This window comes from Enterobacter cloacae complex sp. S2 (genome assembly GCF_015159675.1).
Lineage (GTDB): Bacteria > Pseudomonadota > Gammaproteobacteria > Enterobacterales > Enterobacteriaceae > Enterobacter > Enterobacter intestinihominis.
Genome location: NZ_JADDTS010000017.1, coordinates 36,878 through 62,643, shown reverse-complemented (window position 1 = coordinate 62,643; position 25,766 = coordinate 36,878). Strand labels below are relative to the sequence as shown.

At 57.1% G+C, this 25,766-nt stretch carries 26 protein-coding genes; 21 read left to right on the top strand and 5 right to left on the bottom strand.

Annotated elements, in window-relative coordinates; all coding sequences use genetic code 11:
- Nucleotides 1-30 precede the first annotated feature (30 nt).
- Nucleotides 31-312, bottom strand: a complete 282-nt coding sequence (locus IPZ49_RS09255; RefSeq protein ID WP_022649670.1) for a DUF1145 family protein — start codon at nt 310-312, stop codon at nt 31-33.
- The gene (gene rsmD, locus IPZ49_RS09250) at nt 296-898 is read right to left on the bottom strand and encodes a 16S rRNA (guanine(966)-N(2))-methyltransferase (protein WP_022649669.1); all 603 of its coding nucleotides are present in this window, start codon (nt 896-898) and stop codon (nt 296-298) included. Before rsmD ends, IPZ49_RS09255 begins: the two co-directional genes overlap by 17 nt.
- Before the next feature lie 126 nt (nt 899-1,024).
- Here rsmD and ftsY point away from each other — a divergent pair, with 126 nt between their 5' ends.
- The 6 genes from ftsY to livJ all read left to right on the top strand — a co-directional run bounded on the left by ftsY (nt 1,025) and on the right by livJ (nt 8,009).
- A complete protein-coding gene (gene ftsY, locus IPZ49_RS09245; RefSeq protein ID WP_063146798.1) occupies nt 1,025-2,485 on the top strand; it encodes a signal recognition particle-docking protein FtsY in 1,461 nt (486 codons plus the stop codon).
- Nucleotides 2,486-2,487: 2 nt separating this feature from the next.
- Nucleotides 2,488-3,153, top strand: a complete 666-nt coding sequence (gene ftsE, locus IPZ49_RS09240) for a cell division ATP-binding protein FtsE (RefSeq protein WP_006812284.1) — start codon at nt 2,488-2,490, stop codon at nt 3,151-3,153.
- A complete protein-coding gene (gene ftsX, locus IPZ49_RS09235) occupies nt 3,146-4,201 on the top strand; it encodes a permease-like cell division protein FtsX (RefSeq protein ID WP_022649667.1) in 1,056 nt (351 codons plus the stop codon). The genes ftsE and ftsX overlap by 8 nt, the downstream gene beginning before the upstream one ends.
- A 250-nt stretch (nt 4,202-4,451) precedes the next feature.
- On the top strand, nt 4,452-5,309 hold the full coding sequence (gene rpoH, locus IPZ49_RS09230) for an RNA polymerase sigma factor RpoH (RefSeq protein WP_000159624.1): 858 nt from the start codon (nt 4,452-4,454) through the stop codon (nt 5,307-5,309).
- 136 nt (nt 5,310-5,445) lie between these two features.
- Nucleotides 5,446-6,711, top strand: coding sequence for a 4-aminobutyrate--2-oxoglutarate transaminase (locus IPZ49_RS09225; protein WP_063146797.1), 1,266 nt, complete (start codon nt 5,446-5,448; stop codon nt 6,709-6,711).
- Nucleotides 6,712-6,908: 197 nt separating this feature from the next.
- Nucleotides 6,909-8,009, top strand: coding sequence for a branched chain amino acid ABC transporter substrate-binding protein LivJ (gene livJ, locus IPZ49_RS09220; RefSeq protein ID WP_015571474.1), 1,101 nt, complete (start codon nt 6,909-6,911; stop codon nt 8,007-8,009).
- Nucleotides 8,010-8,217: 208 nt separating this feature from the next.
- On the opposite strand, the gene panM is transcribed toward livJ, so the two are convergent.
- The gene (panM, locus tag IPZ49_RS09215) at nt 8,218-8,601 is read right to left on the bottom strand and encodes an aspartate 1-decarboxylase autocleavage activator PanM (RefSeq protein ID WP_022649664.1); all 384 of its coding nucleotides are present in this window, start codon (nt 8,599-8,601) and stop codon (nt 8,218-8,220) included.
- Between the two features lie 424 nt (nt 8,602-9,025).
- Here panM and livK point away from each other — a divergent pair, with 424 nt between their 5' ends.
- The 10 genes from livK to ugpQ all read left to right on the top strand — a co-directional run bounded on the left by livK (nt 9,026) and on the right by ugpQ (nt 19,092).
- Complete coding sequence (livK, locus tag IPZ49_RS09210; RefSeq protein ID WP_063146796.1) at nt 9,026-10,135, top strand: high-affinity branched-chain amino acid ABC transporter substrate-binding protein LivK; 1,110 nt, start codon at nt 9,026-9,028, stop codon at nt 10,133-10,135.
- Nucleotides 10,136-10,181: 46 nt separating this feature from the next.
- Nucleotides 10,182-11,108 (top strand): high-affinity branched-chain amino acid ABC transporter permease LivH, encoded by a 927-nt coding sequence (gene livH / locus IPZ49_RS09205; protein WP_022649662.1) that lies wholly within the window; start codon nt 10,182-10,184, stop codon nt 11,106-11,108.
- A complete protein-coding gene (locus IPZ49_RS09200) occupies nt 11,105-12,382 on the top strand; it encodes a high-affinity branched-chain amino acid ABC transporter permease LivM (RefSeq protein ID WP_006812275.1) in 1,278 nt (425 codons plus the stop codon). The genes livH and IPZ49_RS09200 overlap by 4 nt, the downstream gene beginning before the upstream one ends.
- The gene (livG, locus tag IPZ49_RS09195) at nt 12,379-13,146 is read left to right on the top strand and encodes a high-affinity branched-chain amino acid ABC transporter ATP-binding protein LivG (protein WP_022649661.1); all 768 of its coding nucleotides are present in this window, start codon (nt 12,379-12,381) and stop codon (nt 13,144-13,146) included. Before IPZ49_RS09200 ends, livG begins: the two co-directional genes overlap by 4 nt.
- Before the next feature lies 1 nt (nt 13,147).
- On the top strand, nt 13,148-13,861 hold the full coding sequence (livF, locus tag IPZ49_RS09190) for a high-affinity branched-chain amino acid ABC transporter ATP-binding protein LivF (RefSeq protein ID WP_023298801.1): 714 nt from the start codon (nt 13,148-13,150) through the stop codon (nt 13,859-13,861).
- Nucleotides 13,862-14,107: 246 nt separating this feature from the next.
- On the top strand, nt 14,108-15,424 hold the full coding sequence (gene ugpB, locus IPZ49_RS09185) for a sn-glycerol-3-phosphate ABC transporter substrate-binding protein UgpB (protein WP_022649659.1): 1,317 nt from the start codon (nt 14,108-14,110) through the stop codon (nt 15,422-15,424).
- Nucleotides 15,425-15,553: 129 nt separating this feature from the next.
- Nucleotides 15,554-16,441: a sn-glycerol-3-phosphate ABC transporter permease UgpA gene (ugpA, locus tag IPZ49_RS09180; RefSeq protein WP_003861551.1), complete on the top strand. Its 888-nt coding sequence runs from the start codon at nt 15,554-15,556 to the stop codon at nt 16,439-16,441.
- Nucleotides 16,438-17,283, top strand: a complete 846-nt coding sequence (ugpE, locus tag IPZ49_RS09175) for a sn-glycerol-3-phosphate ABC transporter permease UgpE (protein ID WP_063146795.1) — start codon at nt 16,438-16,440, stop codon at nt 17,281-17,283. The genes ugpA and ugpE overlap by 4 nt, the downstream gene beginning before the upstream one ends.
- 1 nt (nt 17,284) lies before the next feature.
- The gene (locus tag IPZ49_RS09170) at nt 17,285-18,355 is read left to right on the top strand and encodes a sn-glycerol-3-phosphate import ATP-binding protein UgpC (RefSeq protein WP_022649656.1); all 1,071 of its coding nucleotides are present in this window, start codon (nt 17,285-17,287) and stop codon (nt 18,353-18,355) included.
- Nucleotides 18,352-19,092, top strand: coding sequence for a glycerophosphodiester phosphodiesterase (ugpQ, locus tag IPZ49_RS09165; protein ID WP_063146794.1), 741 nt, complete (start codon nt 18,352-18,354; stop codon nt 19,090-19,092). The genes IPZ49_RS09170 and ugpQ overlap by 4 nt, the downstream gene beginning before the upstream one ends.
- On the opposite strand, the gene IPZ49_RS09160 is transcribed toward ugpQ, so the two are convergent.
- Complete coding sequence (locus tag IPZ49_RS09160; protein ID WP_063146793.1) at nt 19,082-19,453, bottom strand: DUF2756 family protein; 372 nt, start codon at nt 19,451-19,453, stop codon at nt 19,082-19,084. The two genes, ugpQ and IPZ49_RS09160, sit on opposite strands and share 11 nt — an antisense overlap.
- A 122-nt stretch (nt 19,454-19,575) precedes the next feature.
- Between IPZ49_RS09160 and ggt the strand changes: the two genes are divergently transcribed.
- A complete protein-coding gene (gene ggt, locus IPZ49_RS09155; RefSeq protein WP_072201895.1) occupies nt 19,576-21,321 on the top strand; it encodes a gamma-glutamyltransferase in 1,746 nt (581 codons plus the stop codon).
- A 100-nt stretch (nt 21,322-21,421) separates the two neighbouring features.
- Here ggt and yhhY read toward each other — a convergent pair whose 3' ends face one another.
- Nucleotides 21,422-21,910 (bottom strand): N-acetyltransferase, encoded by a 489-nt coding sequence (gene yhhY / locus IPZ49_RS09150; protein ID WP_063146792.1) that lies wholly within the window; start codon nt 21,908-21,910, stop codon nt 21,422-21,424.
- Between the two features lie 257 nt (nt 21,911-22,167).
- Between yhhY and IPZ49_RS09145 the strand changes: the two genes are divergently transcribed.
- The 4 genes from IPZ49_RS09145 to gntK all read left to right on the top strand — a co-directional run bounded on the left by IPZ49_RS09145 (nt 22,168) and on the right by gntK (nt 25,765).
- Nucleotides 22,168-23,205: an oxidoreductase gene (locus IPZ49_RS09145; protein ID WP_063929369.1), complete on the top strand. Its 1,038-nt coding sequence runs from the start codon at nt 22,168-22,170 to the stop codon at nt 23,203-23,205.
- Nucleotides 23,206-23,328: 123 nt separating this feature from the next.
- Complete coding sequence (locus IPZ49_RS09140; protein ID WP_003861565.1) at nt 23,329-24,024, top strand: pirin family protein; 696 nt, start codon at nt 23,329-23,331, stop codon at nt 24,022-24,024.
- Between the two features lie 91 nt (nt 24,025-24,115).
- Nucleotides 24,116-25,111 carry a gluconate operon transcriptional repressor GntR gene (gene gntR / locus IPZ49_RS09135; protein ID WP_003861567.1) on the top strand — a complete coding sequence of 332 codons (996 nt, stop codon included), beginning with the start codon at nt 24,116-24,118 and terminating at the stop codon, nt 25,109-25,111.
- A gap of 126 nt (nt 25,112-25,237) precedes the next feature.
- Nucleotides 25,238-25,765: a gluconokinase gene (gntK, locus tag IPZ49_RS09130; RefSeq protein WP_003861569.1), complete on the top strand. Its 528-nt coding sequence runs from the start codon at nt 25,238-25,240 to the stop codon at nt 25,763-25,765.
- Nucleotide 25,766 lies beyond the last annotated feature (1 nt).

The following is a 25,766-nucleotide window of genomic DNA, read 5'->3' as shown; positions in this document are numbered from 1 at the left end:
CCCTTGGGGGAGAGGGTTAGGGTGAGGCGGTTACTTCTTCACCTGCGCCTTAAACTTCTTCATCCACACCAGCAGCTCAAATACGCCGAAAATAAACACCCGTAGCTGCTGCCAGCCGGTCATCGGTGGGCTATCTTTCGGCAGTCCGTTTTTCAGCATCACCATCTGCAAGGCATGCATGAACGCGGTGAAAATCAGCGCCACGTTAATGAAGATATTCAGCGGACGCGGGAACGGGTGCACCAGATTCAAAATCAAAAATGCCCAGACGCCCAGCATCAGCAAGCGCCCTACGTTAATCAGTACTGGCATCGGATCCTCCTTGTGCCTGACGGTGATACAGACGATAAGCCACCTGGCCGGCGACCTTCTCGCGGTGCAGATCCCAGTGAACGGGAACGGGCGGCAGACCATTTTCCACTTCGCTTTCAACGTAAATCAGCGCGTCGTCTGCCAGCCAGCCATTTTTTTCCAGCAACGATAATGTCTCTTCCAGCAGCCCTTTACGGAACGGCGGGTCAACAAACACCACGTTGAACGGCGTTCCCTGTTGCGCGAGGAAGCTCAGCGTGTTGGTATTCACCACTTTGGCGTTGGTTGCTTTCAGCGTAGCCAAATTTTGCTGCAACGTCTGCGCGACGCCGCGCTCCATCTCCAGCAGCGTGGCGCTCGCAGCATAGCGCGACAGCGCTTCCAGCCCTAATGCACCGCTTCCGGCGAAGCAGTCCAGGCAATGGGCGTCTACCATTGACGGGGCGAGCCAGTTAAACAGCGTCTCGCGAACGCGGTCCGTGGTAGGGCGTAAACCGGGGCTGTCCGGCACCGGTAATTTCCGGCCTCGCCACTGACCGCCGATAATGCGAATTTGACCGGCCGGGGCGCGGGTGGGTTTCTTCATCTCAGGAAAGCTCTGTTAACAATGCCCTGCGATTGCGGGCGGTGATGTCAATTAAGTAAAGTGTTAGACTATTTCATCATTTTTTTAGCTTCCCTGTATATAGCGCCGCGAGGAGTGTAGTCGCAGATGGCAAAACAAAAAAAACGTGGCTTCTTTTCCTGGTTGGGTTTCGGTGAAAAAGAGCAAGAAACAGAACAGAAAACCGAAGAACAGCAGGTTGTAGAAGAGCAGTCACAGCCTGAAACGCCTGTCGAAACCGCTGCGGTTGTCGAAGCGGAAGAGCCAGCCCACAGCAAAGAAGAGATTAAATCCTTTGCCGAAGAGGTGGTTGAGGTTACCGAACAGGTTCAGGAGAGCGAAAAACCAGAGCCGGTTATCGTTGAAACCCTTACCGAAGCGCCGCAGGCCGCTATCGAACACGAAGCGCTGCCGCTGCCGGAAGAGGTGAAAGCTGAAGAAGTTTCTGCCGAAGAGTGGCAGGCCGAAGCGGAAACCGTTGAAATTGTTGAGGCGGTGGAAGAAGAAGCGGCCCTTGAGCCAGAGCTGACCGACGAAGAGCTGGAGGCCCAGGCGCTGGCGGCGGAAGCGGCTGAAGAAGCGGTCATCGTCGTGCCGGTGGAAGAGCAGGCCGAAGAAGAGATCGTTCAGGAGCAGGAAAAACCGACCAAAGAAGGTTTCTTCGCGCGCCTGAAGCGCAGCCTGCTCAAAACCAAAGAAAACTTAGGTTCCGGATTTATCAGTCTGTTCCGCGGCAAGAAGATCGACGACGATCTGTTTGAGGAGCTGGAAGAGCAACTGCTGATTGCGGACGTGGGCGTGGAAACCACCCGGAAAATCATCGCCAACCTGACCGAAGGAGCGAACCGCAAACAGCTGCGTGACGCCGAGGCGCTGTACGGCCTGCTGAAAGACGAGATGGGTGAAATTCTCGCAAAAGTTGACGAACCGCTTAATATTGAAGGCAAAATGCCCTTTGTTATTCTGATGGTTGGCGTCAACGGCGTGGGTAAAACCACCACCATCGGCAAGCTGGCGCGCCAGTTTGAGCAGCAGGGCAAATCGGTGATGCTGGCGGCGGGCGATACCTTCCGTGCGGCAGCGGTGGAACAGCTCCAGGTGTGGGGCCAGCGCAACAATATTCCGGTCATTGCCCAGCACACCGGCGCGGATTCCGCGTCCGTGATTTTCGATGCCATCCAGGCGGCGAAGTCGCGTAACGTGGACGTGCTGATTGCAGATACCGCAGGGCGTTTGCAGAACAAATCGCACCTGATGGAAGAGCTGAAGAAAATCGTTCGCGTCATGAAGAAGCTGGACGAAGATGCACCGCATGAAATTATGCTGACTATCGACGCCAGCACCGGACAGAACGCCATCAGTCAGGCGAAGCTGTTCAATGAAGCGGTAGGACTGACCGGGATCACGCTGACCAAGCTGGACGGCACCGCGAAAGGCGGGGTGATCTTCTCCGTGGCCGACCAGTTCGGCATTCCTATCCGTTATATCGGTGTGGGCGAGCGTATTGAGGATTTACGTCCGTTTAAAGCGGACGACTTTATTGAGGCACTATTTGCCCGAGAGGACTAACAATGATTCGCTTTGAACACGTCAGCAAGGCCTATCTCGGCGGGAGACAAGCGCTGCAGGGGGTAACATTCCACCTCCAGCCAGGCGAGATGGCATTCCTGACCGGCCATTCCGGCGCGGGGAAAAGTACCCTGCTCAAGCTGATCTGTGGGATCGAGCGGCCAAGTGCCGGGAAAATCTGGTTCAGCGGCCATGAAATTAGCCGTCTTAAGAACCGTGAAGTGCCGTTCCTGCGTCGTCAGATTGGCATGATTTTCCAGGATCACCACCTGCTGATGGATCGCACGGTTTTCGATAACGTCGCGATCCCGCTGATTATTGCCGGCGCCAGTTACGATGATATCCGCCGTCGCGTTTCGGCGGCACTGGATAAGGTCGGGCTGCTGGACAAAGCGAAGAACTTCCCGATCCAGCTCTCCGGCGGTGAGCAGCAGCGCGTGGGCATCGCCCGTGCGGTGGTGAACAAACCTGCCGTCTTGCTGGCGGATGAACCGACCGGTAACCTGGACGATGCCCTCTCTGAAGGGATCCTGCGTCTGTTTGAGGAATTTAACCGCGTGGGGGTCACGGTACTGATGGCGACGCACGACATGGGGCTTATCTCACGCCGTTCGTACCGCATGCTGACCCTGAGCGACGGGCATTTGCACGGAGGCCACGGTGAATAAGCGTGATGCAATGAACCAGATTCGGCAGTTCAGCAACCGGTTTGACCGTTTCCGCAAGCCTCAGGGCGGCGGGGACGGCAATCGCCATGCGCCTAAGCGTGCCAAAGCGACACCGAAACCGAACTCCCGTAAAACCAACGTCTTCAACGAACAGGTGCGCTACGCCTTCCAGGGCGCGTTGCAGGATCTAAAAAGCAAACCGCTGGCGACGTTCCTGACGGTGATGGTGATTGCCATCTCCCTGACGCTGCCCAGCGTCTGCTACATGGTTTACAAAAACGTGAACCAGGCGGCGTCCCAGTACTATCCGTCGCCGCAGATTACCGTTTATCTGGATAAAGCCCTCGACGATAACGCGGCGGCTCAGGTAGTGGGGCAGATTCAGGCCGAGCAGGGCGTGGAGAAGGTGAACTATCTTTCCCGCGATGAAGCGCTGGGCGAATTCCGCAACTGGTCCGGGTTCGGCGGCGCGCTGGATATGCTGGAAGAGAACCCGCTGCCCGCCGTGGCGGTGGTGATCCCGAAGCTCGATTTCCAGGGCACCGATTCGCTCAACACCCTGCGCGACCGCATTACCCGCATCAATGGGATTGATGAAGTGCGCATGGACGACAGCTGGTTTGCCCGTCTTGCCGCCCTGACCGGGCTGGTGGGGCGCGTATCGGCGATGATCGGCGTGCTGATGGTGGCGGCGGTGTTCCTCGTCATCGGTAACAGCGTGCGCCTGAGCATCTTCGCCCGTCGCGATACCATCAACGTGCAGAAACTGATTGGCGCAACGGATGGTTTCATCCTCCGCCCGTTCCTCTATGGCGGCGCGTTATTAGGTTTTTCTGGTGCATTTCTTTCATTGATTTTGTCAGAAATTTTGGTGATGCGGCTGTCCTCTGCCGTCACCGAGGTGGCGCAGGTTTTCGGAACGAAGTTTGATATCAGTGGCTTAGGGTTCGATGAGTGCCTGCTGTTGCTGCTGGTCTGCTCCATGATCGGCTGGGTGGCGGCATGGCTGGCAACGGTTCAACATTTACGCCACTTTACTCCCGACTAATAAAAGCGTGATATAATCTTTCCCTGCACCGAGATGTTCGCTTGCAGGGAAAGCGTCCCTGTTGTCTCTTCCCCTGTAATCAACTTCATGTCACATTTTGTGCGTAATTTATTCACTGTTGCACCTGGAACTTGTGGATAAAATCACTGTCTGATAAAAGAGTGAATGCTAATCTCGTTGCTCAAACGCTTTGGCATGGTTGTTGCCTGACGGGGACAACCTGGACCAGAAGAAACATTGAGAGGAATGAATGACCAAAGAAATGCAAACTTTAGCTTTAGCCCCTGTTGGTAACCTGGAATCTTACATCCGGGCTGCGAACACCTGGCCGATGTTAACGGCTGAGGAAGAAAAGGAGCTTGCTGAAAAGCTGCATTACCAGGGCGATCTGGAAGCAGCTAAAACGCTGATCCTGTCTCACCTGCGCTTTGTTGTTCACGTTGCTCGTAATTATGCGGGCTACGGCCTGCCGCAGGCGGACCTGATTCAGGAAGGTAACATTGGCCTGATGAAGGCGGTACGTCGCTTCAACCCGGAAGTGGGTGTGCGACTCGTCTCCTTCGCCGTGCACTGGATCAAAGCGGAAATTCACGAATACGTCCTGCGTAACTGGCGTATTGTGAAAGTCGCTACGACGAAAGCGCAGCGCAAACTGTTCTTCAACCTGCGTAAAACCAAGCAGCGTCTGGGCTGGTTCAATCAGGATGAAGTGGAAATGGTGGCGCGCGAGCTGGGCGTTTCCAGCAAAGACGTCCGCGAGATGGAATCCCGTATGGCCGCGCAGGACATGACGTTTGATATGTCTGCCGACGACGATGCCTCCGACAGCCAGCCGATGGCCCCGGTCCTGTATCTGCAGGATAAAACCTCTAACTTTGCTGACGGCATTGAAGAGGATAACTGGGAAGACCAGGCGGCAAACAAGCTGACCTTCGCGATGGAAGGCCTCGACGAGCGTAGCCAGGATATCATCCGTGCCCGCTGGCTGGACGAAGATAACAAGTCCACGTTGCAGGAACTGGCCGACCGCTACGGCGTCTCCGCTGAACGTGTGCGTCAGCTTGAAAAGAACGCCATGAAAAAACTTCGCGCCGCTATCGAAGCGTAATTTTCGCGAAGTACACCGAGAACCCCTGGATGAGAGTCTGGGGGTTTTGTTTTTTTAGCGCCCGCTCTGGCGAATTCCCTGCCCCTGGCAAACACTTACTGATGCGCTAAGCAGGCGACTTTCAGAGGGTGACAGGGTGAAAAATAACGAACTGAACGACCGGCGTTTACAGGCGACGCCGCGCGGTATCGGCGTCATGTGTAACTTCTATGCCGATAAAGCCGAAAACGCCACGGTGTGGGATGTAGAAGGTAACGAGTATATTGATTTTGCCGCCGGGATCGCCGTGCTGAATACCGGGCATCGCCATCCTAAAGTTATCGCCGCCATCGAAAAACAGCTTCATGCCTTTACCCATACCGCTTACCAGATCGTCCCCTATGAAGGTTATGTGGCGCTTGCCGAGCGCATCAACCAGCGCGTACCCATAGAGGGGCCAGCCAAAACCGCCTTCTTCTCAACGGGTGCAGAAGCGGTCGAAAACGCGGTGAAAATTGCCCGCGCGTACACCAGACGTCCCGGCCTTATCACCTTCGACGGCGCGTTCCACGGCCGTACCTTTATGACCATGGCGCTGACCGGCAAAGTGGCGCCCTATAAGCTCGGCTTCGGCCCGTTCCCCGGCTCGGTGTACCACGCGCAATTCCCCAACAACCTGCACGGCGTCAGTACCGCCGAAGCGTTAAAAAGCCTGGAGCGCATCTTCAAAGCCGATATCGCGCCCGATCAGGTGGCGGCAATCATTATTGAACCGGTTCAGGGCGAGGGCGGGTTCAACGTCGCGCCCGCTGATTTTATGCAGGCGCTGCGTGCCCTGTGCGATACCCACGGGATTTTACTGATCGCCGACGAAGTGCAAACCGGCTTCGCCCGTACCGGCAAGCTATTCTCCATAGAAAACCACTGCGTGAAGCCCGATCTGATCACCATGGCGAAAAGCCTGGCGGGCGGAATGCCGCTCTCTGCCGTCTCTGGCCGGGCAGAGGTGATGGACGCGCCCGCTCCGGGCGGACTGGGCGGCACCTACGCGGGTAACCCGCTGGCGATTGCGGCGGCCCATGCGGTGCTGGACGTGATTGACGAGGAAGATCTCTGCACGCGCGCGTCTCATCTCGGCCATCATCTTGTCGAGGTGCTGAATAAAGCGAAGGATGGCTGTCCCTGGATCGCCGATATCCGTGGGCAGGGCTCGATGGTGGCGGTGGAATTTACCGATCCGCAAACCGGACAGCCGTCGCCGGAATTTACCCGTCAGGTTCAGGAACGCGCGTTGAACGAAGGGCTGCTGCTTTTGAGTTGCGGCGTCTACGGCAACGTTATCCGCTTCCTCTACCCGCTCACCATCCCCGAAGCGCAGTTCCGTAAAGCGCTGGATATTATTTCCGCCTCGCTGACACGATAAAGCCAAAAGCCCGGCTCAAATGACAGTCGGGCTTATCATATTTTCATTTCAAATTAGCTATTCCAAAATCATAAAAATGGGGTATGTTTTAGCAGAGTATGCTGAAAAAGCGCGAACAGCACGCCTATAATTGAAATAAAGCGCTACACAACAACATCACAACAATCGTTATAACCATAATAATGGGGAATCTCAGGATGAACATGAAGGGTAAAGCGTTACTGGCAGGATGTATCGCGTTGGCATTCAGCACTATGGCGCAGGCCGATATTAAAGTGGCCGTGGTGGGCGCGATGTCCGGTCCGGTAGCACAGTACGGCGACCAGGAATTTACGGGCGCGGAACAGGCGGTTGCAGACATTAATGCTAAGGGCGGCATCAAGGGCGAAAAGCTGCAAATCGTAAAATATGACGATGCCTGTGACCCGAAACAGGCGGTCGCGGTGGCGAACAAAGTGGTAAATGACGGGATCAAATACGTTATCGGTCACCTGTGCTCCTCTTCCACCCAGCCCGCGTCTGACATCTACGAAGACGAAGGCATTCTGATGATCACGCCGGCTGCGACGGCACCAGAGCTGACCGCGCGCGGCTATAAGCTGATCCTGCGTACCACCGGTCTGGACTCCGATCAGGGGCCAACCGCCGCGAAATACATCGTGGAAAAAGTGAAGCCGCAGCGCATCGCGATTGTTCATGACAAACAGCAGTACGGCGAAGGCCTGGCCCGTGCGGTGCAGGATAACCTGAAAAAAGCGAACGCCAACGTGGTGTTCTTTGACGGTATCACCGCCGGTGAGAAAGACTTCTCGACTCTGGTAGCGCGTCTGAAGAAAGAAAATATCGATTTCGTTTATTACGGCGGCTACCACCCGGAAATGGGGCAGATCCTGCGTCAGGCGCGTGCGGCGGGTCTGAAGACACAGTTCATGGGGCCAGAAGGCGTGGCGAACGTTTCCCTGTCTAACATCGCGGGTGAGTCTGCTGAAGGGCTGCTGGTGACCAAACCGAAAAACTACGACCAGGTGCCTGCGAACAAACCTGTTGTAGATGCCATCAAGGCGAAGAAACAGGATCCAAGCGGTGCGTTCGTCTGGACCACTTACGCAGCGTTGCAGTCTCTGCAAGCGGGCCTGAACCAGTCAGCCGATCCGGCGGAGATTGCCACCTGGCTGAAAGCGAACTCGGTGGAAACCGTGATGGGGCCGCTGTCCTGGGATGAGAAGGGCGACCTGAAGGGCTTCGAGTTCGGCGTGTTTGACTGGCATGCCAACGGCACGGCGACAGACGCCAAATAAAAGCAAAAAGGCAACATAAGTTGCCTTTTTTAATGTTTTCTCCCTCTCCCCGTGGGAGAGGGCCGGGGTGAGGGCATCAGGCCGCAGAGCCCCGCTTTTGCCCGGTGGCGCTTCGCTTACCGGGCCTACAATCAGCCTGGGAAAATGCGGCACACAATGTGGCAGACAATGTAGGCCGGGTAAGGCGCAGCCGCCACCCGGCTTTCTTTTAGCGCTTCTCCCACCCGTTCGCCTGCGCCGTAAACCCTAACGCCTGCATAAACGCCGCCATTACGCCGCGATCCTCCACGCCCACGTCGGCCATCCACCAGGAGGTCACGCTCGGGTTTTCGCGGATCACCTCTTCAATCAAATACTGCCCGACCCCGCGACGACGGGTCACGTCGCGCACGCGCAGGGAGTCCAGCGCCCCTTCCGTGCCGCTCAGCGTTACGCGGACGGCGGCCAGCAGGCGCTCGTTAAAGCGCGCGGCATAGATGCGGTGGTTCTCATCGACGGCCAGCGATGAAGAGGAATATTCCGGCCAGATCTTGCCCAGGTCGATATGATCCTGGTCGCTAAAGGTCACCAGACGCACGATAGTCAGTTTCATTAGCTGCTTGTCCAAATCAAAAAGAGTACGGCCAGTGTACTCAATTTAATTGCTCAGGCACTTTCTCTTTTTCTTCCCATTTACCAGGTGATTAGTTTTTTGGCAACGCGATGGGCAGTTTGAAAACACATGGATCGAAAAATAAGCAGAATTTTAACCTGAATGGTAGTGATTTATTCGGCGCTTTGTACCGTTATTTTATGCTGCAAACTGCGCTTTTATTTGTTTATCTCCGTCTGATTTCAGAATATTATCTTTGCTTAATCGCCTGAAAAATAGAGATATTAGTCTGGTTTTTGTTAAAAACCTGCGCTAAACCATTAAAGGCACTGGTAAAAATAGCGTTGTTCATTAAAAGTACAGAATGCTTTTTAACCATAATAAAACAAAATATAAACATCACTTCACGAATGGGGATTCTGAGATGAAAAGGAACGCGAAGACGTTAATCGCGGGGATGGTCGCACTGTCGATCTCGCATGCCGCTATGGCAGACGACATTAAAGTTGCGGTAGTGGGTGCGATGTCCGGCCCCGTTGCCCAGTGGGGCGATATGGAGTTCAACGGCGCGCGTCAGGCCATCAAAGATATCAATGCTAAAGGCGGCATCAAAGGCGACAAGCTGGTGGGCGTGGAGTATGACGACGCCTGCGATCCAAAACAGGCCGTCGCGGTCGCCAACAAAATCGTTAACGACGGTATCCAGTACGTCATCGGGCACCTGTGTTCCTCCTCCACGCAGCCTGCGTCTGATATCTACGAAGACGAAGGCATCCTGATGATCACCCCGGGCGCCACCAACCCGGAACTGACCCAGCGCGGTTACCAGCACATTATGCGTACCGCCGGTCTGGACTCCTCGCAGGGGCCAACCGCCGCCAAATACATCCTCGAGACCGTTAAGCCACAGCGCATTGCCATCATTCATGACAAACAGCAGTACGGTGAAGGCCTGGCGCGCTCTGTACAGGACGGCCTAAAAAAAGGCGGGGCGAATATCGTCTTCTTCGACGGCATTACCGCCGGTGAGAAAGACTTCTCCGCGCTGATCGCCCGCCTGCAAAAAGAGAATATCGACTTCGTTTACTACGGCGGCTACTACCCGGAAATGGGGCAGATGTTGCGCCAGGCGCGCGCCACCGGTCTGAAAACCCAGTTTATGGGGCCTGAGGGCGTCGGTAATGCCTCCCTGTCGAACATCGCGGGCGATTCTGCCGAAGGCATGATGGTGACGATGCCAAAACGCTATGACCAGGATCCGGCGAATAAAGCTATCGTGGATGCGCTCAAGGCACAGAAGAAAGATCCGAGTGGCCCATACGTCTGGATCACCTACGCGGCCGTGCAGTCGCTGGCCACGGCCATGGATCGCACCGGCAGCAAAGAGCCGCTGGATCTGGTGAAAGATTTAAAAGCACACGGGGCGAACACCGTGATTGGGCCGCTGAACTGGGATGAGAAAGGCGATCTGAAGGGATTTGAATTTGGTGTCTTTAAGTGGCACGCCGACGGTTCGTCCTCGGTCGCCAGATAATAATCCCACCGCCCGGTTTACCGGGCGGATATAAAAAGGTTTGCATATGTCCGAGCAGTTTCTCTACTTTTTGCAGCAGATGTTTAACGGCGTCACGCTGGGAAGCACCTACGCGCTGATCGCCATCGGCTACACGATGGTTTACGGCATTATCGGCATGATCAACTTCGCCCACGGCGAGGTGTACATGATCGGTAGCTACGTCTCCTTTATGATCATCGCTGCGCTGATGATGATGGGCATCGACAGCAGCTGGTTGCTAGTGGCCGCCGGGTTTGTCGGCGCGATTGTGATTGCCAGCGCCTACGGCTGGAGCATCGAACGGGTGGCCTACCGGCCGGTGCGCAGCTCCAAGCGCCTTATTGCGCTGATCTCCGCCATCGGTATGTCCATCTTCCTGCAAAACTACGTCAGCCTGACAGAAGGTTCGCGTGACGTGGCGCTGCCAAGCCTGTTTAACGGCCAGTGGATTGTGGGGGCCAGCGAAAACTTCTCTGCCTCTGTCACCACCATGCAGCTGGTTATCTGGATTGTGACCTTCCTGGCGATGCTGGCCCTGACCGTTTTCATCCGCTACTCCCGCATGGGACGCGCCTGCCGCGCCTGCGCGGAAGACCTGAAGATGGCGAGCTTGCTCGGGATCAACACCGACCGCGTGATTGCCCTGACCTTCGTGATCGGTGCAGCGATGGCGGCGGTGGCGGGCGTGTTGCTCGGCCAGTTCTACGGCGTAATCAACCCGTACATCGGCTTTATGGCCGGGATGAAAGCCTTCACTGCCGCGGTATTGGGCGGTATCGGCAGCATTCCGGGCGCGATGATTGGCGGCCTGATTTTGGGCGTGGCCGAAGCGCTCTCCTCGGCGTACCTGAGCACCGAATATAAAGATGTGGTCTCGTTTGCCCTGCTGATTCTGGTTCTGCTGGTGATGCCTACCGGTATTCTGGGCCGTCCGGAGGTAGAGAAAGTATGAAACCGATGCATTTTGCGATGGCGCTGCTTTCTGCCGCCATGTTCTTCGTGCTGGCGGGCGTCTTTATGGGCGTCCAGTTAGGGCTGGACGGCACGAAGCTGGTGGTGGATACCGCCCCCGACATCCGCTGGCAGTGGGTGTTTATCGGTACTGGCGTGGTGTTCCTGTTCCAGCTGCTGCGTCCGCTGTTCCAGAAGACGCTGAAGAACGTCTCCGGGCCGAAATTCGTCCTTCCGGCGATCGACGGTACAACCGTGAAACAGAAGCTGTTCCTTGTGGCGCTGCTGGTGGCTGCCGTGGCGTGGCCGTTTATGGTATCGCGCGGGACGGTGGATATTGCCACCCTGACCATGATCTACGTGATTCTGGGGCTAGGTCTGAACGTGGTGGTGGGGCTGTCTGGCCTGCTGGTGCTGGGCTACGGCGGGTTCTACGCCATCGGCGCGTACACCTTCGCGCTGCTGAACCATTATTACGGCCTCGGCTTCTGGACCTGTTTGCCGCTGGCGGGGCTGGTCTCTGCCGCCGCGGGCTTCCTGCTCGGCTTCCCGGTGCTGCGCCTGCGCGGTGACTACCTGGCGATTGTGACCTTAGGCTTCGGTGAAATCGTCCGTATCCTGCTGCTCAACAATACCGAAGTGACCGGCGGTCCGAACGGCATCAGCCAGATCCCGAAACCGACCTTCTTCGGCCTGGAGTTCAGCCGTACCGCCCGCGAAGGCGGCTGGGATACCTTCAGCAACTTCTTTGGCATCAAATACGACCCGTCCGACCGCGTGATCTGGCTCTACCTGGTGGCGCTGCTGCTGGTGGTGATTACCCTGTTTGTGATCAACCGTCTGCTGCGCATGCCGCTGGGCCGCGCATGGGAAGCGCTGCGTGAGGATGAGATCGCCTGCCGCTCCCTGGGCCTGAATCCGACCCGTATCAAGCTGACCGCGTTTACCATCAGCGCCGCGTTTGCCGGTTTCGCCGGAACGCTGTTTGCCGCGCGTCAGGGCTTCGTCAGCCCGGAATCGTTCACCTTTGCCGAATCGGCCTTCGTGCTGGCGATTGTGGTGCTCGGCGGGATGGGTTCCCAGTTCGCCGTGATCCTCGCGGCCATCCTGCTGGTGGTCTCGCGCGAGCTGATGCGCGACTTTAACGAATACAGCATGCTGATGCTGGGTGGCTTGATGGTGCTGATGATGATCTGGCGTCCGCAGGGCTTGCTGCCGATGACGCGTCCACAGCTGAAGCTTAAGAGCGCGGAAGCGAAAGGAGAGCAGGCATGAGTCAGCCATTATTATCCGTTAACGGTCTGATGATGCGTTTTGGTGGCCTGCTGGCGGTCAACAACGTGAATCTGGATCTGCATAAGAAAGAGATTGTCTCCCTGATTGGCCCGAACGGCGCAGGGAAAACCACAGTATTCAACTGCCTGACCGGTTTTTACAAGCCGACAGGTGGCACCATCATGCTGCGCGACCAGCACCTCGAAGGGCTACCGGGCCAGCAGATTGCCCGCATGGGCGTGGTGCGTACCTTCCAGCACGTGCGTCTGTTCCGGGAGATGACGGTGATTGAGAACCTGCTGGTGGCGCAACATCAGCAGCTCAAAACCGGCCTCTTTTCCGGCCTGCTGAAAACCCCGGCCTTCCGCCGCGCGCAGGAGGAGGCGCTCGATCGCGCCGCCACCTGGCTCGACCGTATCGGCCTGCTCCAGCACGCCAACCGTCAGGCGAGCAACCTTGCCTACGGTGACCAGCGTCGCCTTGAGATCGTGCGCTGCATGGTGACCCAGCCGGAGATCCTGATGCTCGACGAACCGGCGGCGGGCCTCAACCCGAAAGAGACCAAAGAGCTGGACGAGCTGATTGCCGAGCTTCGCGATCATCACGACACCACCATCCTGCTGATTGAGCATGACATGAAGCTGGTGATGGGCATTTCGGACCGTATCTACGTGGTTAACCAGGGCACGCCGCTGGCAAACGGCACGCCGGAAGAGATCCGCAGCAACCCGGACGTGATCCGCGCATACCTTGGTGAGGCATAAGATGGAAAAAGCGATGTTAACGTTCGACAAGGTCAATGCGCACTACGGCAAGATCCAGGCGCTGCACGACGTCAGCCTGCATATCAATCAGGGCGAAATCGTCACCCTGATTGGTGCCAACGGCGCGGGGAAAACCACGCTGCTCGGCACCCTGTGCGGCGATCCGCGCGCCACCAGCGGGCGGATTGTGTTTGACGGCAAAGATATTACCGACTGGCAGACGGCTAAGATCATGCGTGAAGCGGTAGCGATCGTCCCGGAAGGGCGTCGCGTGTTCTCGCGCATGACGGTCGAAGAGAACCTGGCGATGGGCGGTTTCTTCGCCCACCGGGATGAATACCAGACCCGCATCAAATGGGTATACGAACTCTTCCCGCGCCTGTGGGAGCGGCGAATTCAGCGCGCGGGCACCATGTCCGGCGGGGAGCAACAGATGCTGGCGATTGGCCGCGCGCTGATGAGCCAGCCGCGTCTGCTGCTGCTGGATGAACCGTCGCTCGGGCTGGCGCCTATCATCATTCAGCAGATTTTCGACACCATCGAGCAGCTGCGCAAAGAGGGGATGACCATCTTCCTCGTCGAGCAGAACGCCAACCAGGCGCTGAAGCTCGCTGACCGTGGCTACGTGCTGGAGAACGGCCGCGTGGTGCTCTCCGATACCGGCGATGCGCTGCTGGCGAACGAAGCGGTGCGGAGCGCGTATTTGGGCGGTTAAGCCGTCTGTATCGCCCGGTGGCGCTGCGCTTACCGGGCCTACGGATACCCTCCAGGCAGGGTAAGGCGCAGCCGCCACCCGGCTTTTTTTCATATTAACCCCTTCACACAACCATCATCCCTCTGACGCCTGGCTGTCACCTATCTGTAAACAAACAGTTATTTTTCTGTCATTCGAGCATGTCATGTTACCTCGCGAGCACAAAACGCGTGATATCGCGCATCCGGCATAATAAGAGAGATGACAATGACATCGTTACGACACACAGCTTTGGGTCTGGCAATCGGTCTGGCTTTTGCGACGAACGCAATGGCTGTGACCACCATTCCGTTCTGGCATTCTATGGAAGGGGAGTTGGGTAAAGAGGTTGACTCCCTGGCGCAACGTTTCAACGACACCCACCCGGATTACAAAATTGTGCCGGTGTACAAAGGCAACTACGAGCAGAGCCTGAGCGCGGGCATCGCCGCCTTCCGTACCGGCAATGCGCCAGCCCTGTTACAGGTTTATGAAGTCGGCACCGCGACCATGATGGCCTCCAAAGCCATCAAGCCGGTCTATGAAGTGTTCAAAGACGCGGGCATCAACTTTGACGAATCCCAGTTTGTGCCGACCGTTTCCGGTTACTACACCGATTCCAAAACCGGCCACCTGCTGTCCCAACCATTTAACAGCTCCACGCCAGTGCTGTACTACAACAAAGATGCCTTCAAAAAAGCCGGTTTAGATCCGGAACAGCCGCCAAAAACCTGGCAGGATCTGGCGGAGTACACCGCGAAGCTGAAAGCGGCGGGGATGAAGTGCGGCTACGCCAGCGGCTGGCAGGGCTGGATCCAGATTGAAAACTTCAGCGCCTGGCACGGCCTGCCGGTTGCCACCAAAAACAACGGCTTCGATGGCACCGACGCGGTTCTGGAATTTAACAAGCCGGAGCAGGTGAAGCACATCGCGCTGCTGGCCGATCTGAACAAGAAGGGCGACTTCAGCTATTTCGGGCGCAAAGACGAATCCACCGAGAAGTTCTACAACGGTGACTGCGCCATTACTACCGCGTCTTCCGGTTCGCTGGCGGACATCCGTCACTACGCCAAATTCAACTACGGCGTGGGCATGATGCCGTACGACGCTGATGTAAAAGGCGCGCCGCAGAACGCCATCATCGGCGGGGCGAGCCTGTGGGTGATGCAGGGTAAAGACAACGGCACCTACAAAGGCGTGGCCGAGTTCCTCGACTTCCTGGCCAAGCCGGAAAACGCCGCCGAGTGGCACCAGAAGACCGGCTACCTGCCGATCACCAAAGCCGCGTACGACCTGACCCGGGAGCAGGGCTTCTACAGCAAGAACCCGGGCGCGGACATCGCGACGCGTCAGATGCTGAACAAGCCGCCGTTGCCGTTCACCAAAGGCCTGCGTCTGGGCAACATGCCGCAGATCCGCACCATCGTTGATGAAGAGCTGGAAAGCGTCTGGACCGGGAAGAAAACGCCTCAGCAGGCGCTGGATTCAGCGGTAGAGCGCGGCAACCAACTGTTACGCCGCTTTGAGCAGTCGACGAAGTCTTAATTAAAATCTTACTCCTCACCCTAACCCTCTCCCCATAGGGGAGAGGGGACTGCACGGAGCCGTCTTTTCTCCCTCGCCCCTATGGGGAGAGGGCCGGGGTGAGGGGCGAAAACCTACTTGAGCTAACCTATGTCATCATCCCGTCCGGTGTTCCGTTCCCGCTGGCTGCCGTACCTGCTGGTCGCGCCGCAGCTGGTCATCACCGTTATCTTCTTTATCTGGCCTGCGGGCGAAGCGCTGTGGTACTCGGTACAAAGCGTCGATCCGTTCGGGCTTTCCAGCCAGTTTGTCGGGCTGGACAACTTTACCGCGCTGTTCCATGACAGCTACTACCTGGACTCCTTCTGGACGACGATCAAATTCAGCGCGCTGGTCACCGTCAGCGGTCTTGTCGCGTCGCTGTTCTTCGCCGCGCTGGTGGATTACGTAGTGCGCGGCAGCCGTCTGTATCAGACCCTGATGCTGCTGCCTTACGCTGTGGCTCCCGCCGTGGCCGCCGTGCTGTGGATCTTCCTGTTTAACCCGGGGCGCGGGCTGATTACCCACTTCCTGGGCGAGTTTGGCTATGACTGGAACCACGCCCAGAACAGCGGTCAGGCCATGTTCCTGGTGGTGTTCGCCTCGGTGTGGAAGCAGATCAGCTATAACTTCCTGTTTTTCTTCGCCGCGCTACAGTCTATCCCGCGTTCGCTGGTGGAGGCCGCCGCGATTGACGGCGCAGGGCCAGTGCGCCGCTTCTTCCGGCTGTCGCTGCCGCTGATCGCCCCGGTGAGTTTCTTCCTGCTGGTGGTAAACCTGGTGTACGCCTTCTTCGACACCTTCCCGGTGATCGACGCCGCCACTGCGGGCGGTCCGGTACAGGCGACGACCACGCTGATTTATAAAATTTACCGCGAAGGCTTTGCCGGGCTTGATCTCTCTGCCTCTGCCGCCCAGTCCGTGGTGCTGATGTTCCTCGTCATCATCCTCACGGTGGTGCAGTTCCGCTATGTCGAAAGTAAGGTGCGCTACCAATGATTGAGAACCGTCGCGGGCTGACGATTTTCAGCCATACCCTGCTGATCCTGGGCATCCTCGTCATCCTGTTTCCACTGTACGTGGCCTTCGTCGCCGCCACGCTGGACACCAAAGCGGTGTTCGACACGCCGATGACGCTCGTCCCCGGCGGGCATCTTTTCGAGAACATGAAAACTATCTGGACCCAGGGCGTGGGGGCCAACAGCGCGCCGTTCTGGCTGATGATGCTCAACAGTTTCATCATGGCGTTCGGCATCACCATCGGCAAAATCACGGTGTCGATGCTCTCGGCCTTCGCCATCGTCTGGTTCCGCTTTCCGCTGCGTAACCTGTTTTTCTGGATGATTTTCATCACTCTGATGCTGCCGGTGGAGGTGCGTATCTTCCCGACGGTGGATGTGATCGCCAACCTGAAGATGCTCGACAGCTACGCGGGCTTAACCCTGCCGCTGATGGCCTCGGCGACCGCCACCTTCCTGTTCCGCCAGTTCTTTATGACCCTGCCGGATGAGCTGATTGAAGCCGCGCGTATTGACGGCGCCTCGCCGATGCGCTTCTTCCGCGACATCGTGCTGCCGCTGTCGAAAACCAACCTTGCGGCGCTGTTTGTGATCACCTTTATCTACGGCTGGAACCAGTACCTGTGGCCGCTGCTGATCGTTCAGGACGTCAACCTCGGCACCGCCGTGGCAGGCATCAAAGGCATGATCGCCACCGGCGAAGGCACCACCCTCTGGAACCAGGTAATGGCGGCGATGCTGCTCACCCTTATCCCCCCGGTCGTTATCGTTTTAGCCATGCAGCGTGCGTTTGTGCGTGGTTTAGTGGACAGTGAGAAATAAGATGGCAGGTTTAAAATTACAGGCAGTAACCAAAAGCTGGGACGGCAAAACCCAGGTCATTCAGCCGCTGACGCTCGACGTGGCGGACGGGGAATTTATCGTCATGGTCGGTCCGTCCGGCTGTGGGAAATCCACGCTGCTGCGCATGGTGGCGGGGCTGGAACGCGTGACGTCCGGGGATATCTGGATTGACCGCCAGCGCGTTACCGAGATGGAACCCAAAGATCGCGGCATCGCGATGGTGTTCCAGAACTACGCCCTCTATCCGCACATGAGCGTGGAAGAGAACATGGCCTGGGGGCTGAAAATTCGCGGCATGGGCAAAGGCCATATCGAGGAGCGCGTGAAAGAAGCCGCGCGCATTCTGGAGCTTGACGGCCTGCTCAAGCGTCGCCCGCGTGAGCTTTCCGGCGGCCAGCGTCAGCGCGTGGCGATGGGGCGCGCCATCGTGCGCGACCCGGCGGTCTTTCTGTTCGACGAACCGCTGTCAAACCTCGACGCCAAGCTGCGCGTGCAGATGCGCCTTGAGCTACAGCAGCTGCATCGCCGCCTTAAAACCACGTCCCTCTACGTGACCCACGATCAGGTAGAGGCCATGACTCTCGCCCAGCGCGTGATGGTGATGAACAAAGGCATCGCCGAGCAGATTGGCACCCCGGTGGAAGTCTACGAAAAACCGGCCAGCCGTTTTGTGGCGAGTTTTATCGGCAGCCCGGCGATGAACCTGCTGGACGGGCGGATCAATGCTGCAGGAACCCATTTTGAGCTGGAAAGCGGGATGGCGTTGCCGATCAACTGGTACTATCGTGGCTACGCCGGGCGTAAGATGACGCTCGGTATCCGCCCGGAGCATATTGGTTTGACGTCTCAGGCGGACGGCGGCGTGCCGCTGGTGATGGACACGCTGGAGATGCTGGGCGCAGACAACCTGGCGCACGGACGCTGGGGCGAACAAAAGCTGGTGGTGCGCCTGCCGCATCAGGAGCGCCCGAAGGCAGGCAGCACGCTGTGGCTGCATATGCCGGAAAATCACCTGCACTTATTTGACGGTGAAACAGGACAACGAGTATGAGCAACTGGCCTTACCCCCACATTGTCGCCCACCGTGGCGGCGGTAAACTGGCGCCGGAAAACACCCTGGCGGCAATTGACGCTGGCGCGCGCTACGGCCACACGATGATCGAGTTCGATGCCAAGCTGTCGAAGGACGGCGAAATTTTCCTGCTACATGACGACAACCTTGAACGCACCAGCAACGGCTGGGGCGTGGCGGGCGAACTGCCGTGGTGCGATCTGCTGAAGGTGGATGCCGGAAGCTGGTTCAGCGGGGAATTCAAAGGTGAACCGCTGCCGCTGCTGGCGGAAGTGGCGGACCGCTGCCGCCAGCACGGCATGATGGCCAACATCGAAATCAAACCGACCACCGGCACCGGGCCGCTGACGGGCAAAGTCATCGCGCTGGCCGCGCGTGAGCTGTGGGAAGGGATGACGGTACCGCTGCTGTCGTCGTTTGACATCGACGCGCTGGAAGCGGCACAGGCGGCCGTACCAGAGCTGCCGCGCGGGCTGCTGCTGGATGAGTGGCGAGAAGACTGGCGCGCGCTGACTGCCCGCTTAGCTTGCGTGTCGATCCACCTCAACCATAAGCTGCTGGATGAAGCGCGCGTGACGCTGTTGAAAGAGGCCGGTCTGCATATCCTGGTCTACACCGTCAACAAACCCCAGCGTGCAGCCGAGCTGCTGCGCTGGGGCGTGGACAGCATCTGTACCGATGCGATTGACCAGATCGGGCCGAACTTTATTTATTAAGCATACTGCCGTTCTGCTGGGTCGGCAGCATATGCTGCTGACCGCTGCTTTGCGACATCCCGCCCCCTAACATCCCACCGTTTGAGTTTGGCAGCGGCTGCTCGCGCATCTGGCCCTGCTGCACGCGCTGGGTATTAGCGTTCATCTGGTTTTGCAGGTACTGCTGCTGCACCTGGGTCTGCGTCTTTAACTGCTGATTAAGCATCCCTTTCTGCTGCTGTTGCTGGCTCATCATCTCCGTCTGCATACGCTGCTGGCTCGGAATGACATAGCCCTGCTGGTTCGGGTTGTTCAGCGTGTTTATCGGCTGTGCGAGCGCGGCGAACGGAAGCAGCGCGATCAGGATCGGTAATCGTTTCATGGTTATCTCCTCCTTTGAGGCTTCTCTTAAGTTTATCCTGATTCCGGCATAACGATGATTTTTTAAGAGTTGTGAACCAGGCTTAAGCGGGGAATATAGGCCCCTTCACCTGGAGAACAATAATGATGAAACCAACCTTTTTGCGCTGGGTCGCCATCGCTGCGCTGATGGCAGGCGGCACATTTACCGTGGCGGCCAACCCGCCCGCCGCTCCTCCGGTCTCTTACGGCGTGGAGGAGGATGTTTTTCATCCCGTGCGGGCGACGCACGGCATGGTGGCCTCGGTTGACGCGCTGGCAACTCAGGTGGGCGTCGATATTCTTAAACAGGGCGGTAACGCGGTGGATGCGGCGGTCGCGGTCGGGTACGCACTGGCGGTAACGCATCCACAGGCGGGGAACCTGGGCGGCGGCGGGTTTATGATGCTGCGCACGAAAGACGGTAAAACCACGGCCATCGACTTCCGTGAGATGGCACCGAATCAGGCCTCCCGCGATATGTTCCTCGACGATCAGGGCAATCCGGACAGTAAAAAATCCCTGACCTCGCACCTTGCCTCCGGCACGCCGGGCACCGTTGCGGGGTTCTCGCTGGCGCTGGAAAAATACGGCACGCTGCCGCTGAATAAAGTGGTACAGCCTGCCATCAGGCTGGCGCGCGACGGCTTCGTCGTCAACGACGCGCTGGCGGACGACCTCAAAACCTACGGCAGCGAAGTTATTCCCAATCATGAAAACAGCAAGGCTATCTTCTGGAAAGACGGCGAGCCGCTGAAGAAGGGCGATAAGCTGGTGCAGAAGAACCTCGCAAAAAGTCTCGAACTGATTGCCGAAAACGGTCCGGACGCCTTCTATAAGGGGCCGATTGCCGATCAGATTGCCGATGAGATGCAGAAGAACGGCGGGCTGATCACCAAAGCGGATCTGGCGGAATATAAGGCGGTGGAGCGCGAGCCGATTAGCGGCACCTATCGCGGCTACGAGGTCTTCTCCATGCCGCCGCCGTCCTCCGGGGGCATTCACATTGTGCAGATCCTCAATATTCTGGAAAACTTTGATATGCACAAGTTCGGCTTCGGTAGTGCCGATGCCATGCAGGTGATGGCGGAGGCGGAAAAGCGCGCCTACGCGGACCGCTCGGAATATCTTGGCGATCCGGATTTCGTGAAGGTGCCGTGGCAGGCGCTGACTAACAAAGCCTATGCCAAATCGATTGCCGATGAGATCGACATCAACAAGGCTAAACCGTCCAGCGAGATCCGCCCGGGCAAGCTGGCGCCGTATGAAAGTAACCAGACCACCCACTTCTCGGTCGTGGACAAAGACGGAAACGCGGTGGCGGTGACATACACGCTCAACACCACCTTCGGCACCGGGATTGTGGCGGGCAACAGCGGTATTTTGCTGAACAACGAGATGGATGACTTCTCGGCCAAGCCGGGCGTGCCGAACGTCTACGGGCTGGTCGGCGGCGATGCAAATGCGGTCGGGCCGAAGAAGCGCCCGCTGTCGTCCATGTCGCCCACCATCGTGGTGAAAGACGGCAAAACCTGGCTGGTGACCGGCAGCCCGGGCGGGAGCCGGATTATCACCACCGTGCTGCAAATGGTGGTGAACAGCATCGACTTTGGGATGAACGTCGCCGAAGCGACCAATGCGCCGCGTTTCCATCACCAGTGGCTGCCGGACGAGTTGCGCGTGGAGAAGGGCTTTAGCCCGGATACCCTCAAGCTGCTTGAGCAGCGCGGGCAGAAGGTGGCGGTGAAGGAGGCGATGGGCAGCACCCAGAGCATTATGGTCGGGCCGGACGGGGCACTGTTTGGCGCGTCGGATCCGCGGTCGGTGGATGATTTAACGGCGGGGTATTGAGGGCTCCCCTCACCCTAACCCTCTCCCCATAGGGGAGAGGGGATTGCACGGTGCGGTCTTTTCTCCCTCGCCCCTTCGGAGAGAGGGTCGGGGTGAGGGGTTACTTCATACGCGCCATATAATACGCATCCACGTACTCGCCGTTGCGCAGGGCGTAGCGCCTGCCGGTGCCTTCAATCTCAAACCCGTGCTTTTTGTACACCGCGATTGCCGGTTCGTTATCGACAAACACCGTTAACTCGATGCGGTCGACGCGCAGCCAGTTATCGCACATATCAATCATGGTGCGTATCAGCGCGCTGGCGACGCCCCGGTTTTGCCACTGCGCACCCACACAAATTCCTAAATCGGCGACGTGGCTGCGGCGCGGACGCTGAGCTACGGCAATGCACAGATGCCCGGCGACGGTATCATCAATACAGGCGACAAGCTGCTTGATACCGGGCTGATCGGTTAGCCGGTCATGCCACATCTGCTCTGAGGGATGAGGAACCTGTAGCGTGTTGTGGTACACCTCCGGCTGGGCGTGGATCTGACGAATGGCGTCGTAATCTTTCGGTTCAGCGTGGCGTATCACTATCTCACTCATTCCTTGTTCCTCAGTCAGTTAAAAGTCCCTTCCAACATCAGTGACTTTAAAAGTTGAGTCAATCGCTATTTTTTGCAAAAAGTGTTGGACAAGTGCGAATGAGAATGATTATTATTGCTCTGCATTCAGGAAGACCTCCTACGGGAACCTGAAAGCACGACATTGCTCACATTGCTTCCAGTATTACTTTAGCCAGCTTCTCGCTGGCTTTTTTTTTGTTATGGTTAGACTCAGTAACCTTCCAAAAGGACTGAGCCATGACACTACATTGTGCATTTATTGGATTTGGCAAAAGCACCACGCGTTACCACCTTCCGTATGTTCTTAACCGAAAAGAGACCTGGCACGTGGCCCATATCTATCGCCGCCGCGCGAAGCCAGAAGAGCAGTCTCCGCAGTATTCCCATATTCATTTCACCAGCGATCTTGATGAAGTGTTAAATGATCCGCAGGTGAAGCTGGTGGTGGTCTGTACCCACGCCGACAGCCACTTTGACTACGCAAAACGCGCGCTGGAAGCAGGTAAAAACGTGCTGGTGGAAAAACCGTTCACCCTGACCATCGCCGAAGCGAAGGAACTCTTTGCGCTGGCGAAAAGCAAAGGGCTGACCGTCACGCCGTACCAGAACCGTCGCTTTGACAGCTGCTTCCTGACGGCAAAAAAGGCAATCGAAAGCGGCAAGCTCGGCGAGATCGTTGAAATCGAAAGCCACTTCGATTACTACCGCCCTGTGGCAGAAACCAAACCCGGCCTGCCGCAGGACGGTTCGTTCTACGGTCTGGGCGTACACACCATGGACCAGATCATCTCCCTGTTTGGCCGCCCGGACCACGTGGCGTACGACATCCGCAGCCTGCGCAATAAGGCCAATCCGGACGATACCTTCGAAGCACAGCTGTTCTACGGCGACCTGAAAGCCATCGTCAAAACCAGTCATCTGGTGAAAATCGACTACCCGAAATTTATCGTTCACGGCAAGAAAGGCTCCTTTATCAAGTACGGCATCGACCAGCAGGAGACCAGCCTGAAGGCCAACATCATGCCGGGCGAACCGGGCTTTGCGGCAGATGATTCCGTGGGCGTGCTGGAGTACGTGAACGACGAGGGCCTGACGGTCAGGGAAGAGCTGAAGCCGGAAACGGGCGATTATGGACGCGTCTACGATGCGCTGTATGAAACCCTCTCCAGCGGCACGCCGAATTACGTCAAGGAATCTGACGTTCTGACGAACCTGGAAATCCTTGAACGGGCCTTCGAACAGGCTTCCCCTGCCACGGTAACCCTCGCCAGATAAGCAAAAATGGCTCCTTTGCGCTTGTTCTAAATTTTTGAACAGAGGAGTCAATTTTCACCCTCTATGATCCCTGAGCGTTTGCGTCCACACTTACTCCATCGAAACGAACTGAGGGTGAAAACAATGATCTACTTACGCAAAGCAAACGAACGTGGTCACGCGAATCATGGCTGGCTGGACTCATGGCATTCATTCTCGTTTGCCGACTACTACGACCCGAACTTCATGGGCTTCTCCGCGCTGCGCGTCATTAACGACGACGTGATTGATGCAGGCCAGGGCTTCGGTACCCACCCGCATAAGGACATGGAAATCCTGACCTATGTGCTGGAAGGGGCGGTTGAGCACCAGGACAGCATGGGCAATAAAGAGCAGGTTCCGGCGGGCGAGTTCCAGATTATGAGCGCGGGGACCGGGGTGCGTCACTCTGAGTACAACCCGAGCAAAACGGAAAAACTGCACCTGTATCAAATCTGGATCATTCCAGAAGAGACCGGCATCACGCCACGCTACGAACAGCGCCGCTTCGATGCGAAACAGGGTAAACAGCTGGTGCTCTCCCCGGATGCGCGTGAAGGTTCCCTGAAAGTGCATCAGGATATGGAGCTGTACCGCTGGGCGCTGGCGAAAGATGAACAGTCTGTGCACCAGATCGCCGCCAACCGCCGCGTGTGGATCCAGGTGGTGAAAGGCGAGGTGTCCATCAACGGCACCAAAGCCACCACCGCCGATGGCCTGGCAGTCTGGGATGAGCAGGCGCTCTCCGTGCATGCCGACAGCGAAAGTGAAATTCTGCTGTTTGATCTGCCGCCGGTCTAAATAATTTCTCAACCTTCCCTTTAAACGGGGAAGGTTGAGCTTTGTCCGTGATAAACTGAGCAAATCTCTCACTTCAAGATTTCTCAGGACGATGAAAAAGAAACGCCCCGTACTTCAGGATGTCGCCGATCGCGTCGGTGTGACCAAAATGACGGTCAGCCGTTTTTTACGTAACCCGGAGCAGGTTTCCGTGGCGTTGCGTGGCAAGATTGCCGCCGCCCTTGATGAACTGGGTTATATCCCCAACCGCGCGCCCGATATTCTCTCTAATGCGACCAGCCGTGCGGTGGGCGTCCTGCTTCCTTCCTTAACCAACCAGGTTTTCGCTGAAGTGCTGCGTGGCATCGAAAGCGTGACCGATGCCTTTGGTTATCAGACCATGCTCGCCCACTATGGGTACAAGCCGGAACTGGAAGAGGAACGTCTTGAATCGATGCTTTCCTGGAACATTGACGGCCTGATTTTAACGGAACGTACTCACACCCCGCGCACGCTGAAAATGATTGAAGTGGCAGGCATTCCGGTGGTGGAGCTGATGGACAGCCAGTCGCCGTGCCTCGACATCGCCGTGGGGTTCGATAACTTTGAAGCGGCGCGTCAGATGACGGCGGCGATCATCGCCCGCGGTCATCGCCATGTGGCCTATCTGGGTGCGCGTCTGGATGAACGTACTATCATCAAACAGAAGGGATACGAGCAGGCGATGCTCGACGCCGGTTTAACCCCGTACAGCGTGATGGTGGAGCAATCTTCCTCTTATACGTCGGGTATTGAGCTGATGCGTCAGGCGCGACGCGAGTATCCGCAACTGGACGGTATTTTCTGTACCAACGATGACCTTGCGGTCGGCGCCGCGTTTGAATGTCAGCGTCTGGGTTTAAAAATCCCGGATGATATGGCGATTGCCGGTTTCCACGGCCACGACATTGGCCAGGTGATGGAGCCGCGTCTGGCAAGCGTCCTGACCCCGCGTGAACGCATGGGCCGCATTGGTGCAGAACGCCTGCTGGCGCGCATTCGTGGTGAGGCAGTTACCCCTAAAATGTTAGATTTAGGTTTCACCTTGTCACCGGGTGGATCTATTTAATCCGACAAATTTGAAGTAGCTCACACTTATTCACTTCGCGCACGTTTGGATATTGCTTCTCTTATGCCCCGGCAGGACAATGTTACCGATAACTGTTACCCGTAACAATTGACTGAGGGACACCCTTTGAGCACGACTAATCACGATCACCACGTTTACGTCCTGATGGGCGTGTCCGGTAGCGGTAAATCTGCCGTGGCGAGCGAAGTGGCGCATCAACTCCAGGCTGCGTTTCTTGATGGTGACTTCCTCCATCCGCGCAGCAACATCATGAAAATGGCTTCCGGCGAGCCGCTGAATGACGACGACCGCAAACCCTGGTTGCAGGCGCTGAATGATGCCGCGTTCGCGATGCAGCGCACCAATAAAGTCTCCCTGATAGTCTGTTCCGCGCTGAAAAAAACCTATCGCGACCTGCTGCGCGATGGCAACCCGAACCTCTCTTTCATCTACCTGAAAGGCGATTTCGGGGTAATTGAAAGCCGCCTGAAGGCGCGTAAAGGCCACTTCTTCAAAACCCAGATGCTGGTAACGCAGTTCGAAGCGTTGCAGGAGCCGGGGGCTGACGAACAGGATGTCTTAGTGGTTGATATCGATCAGCCGCTGGAAGGTGTTGTTGCCAGCACCATCGAGGTTATTAATAAAAGGCAGTAAG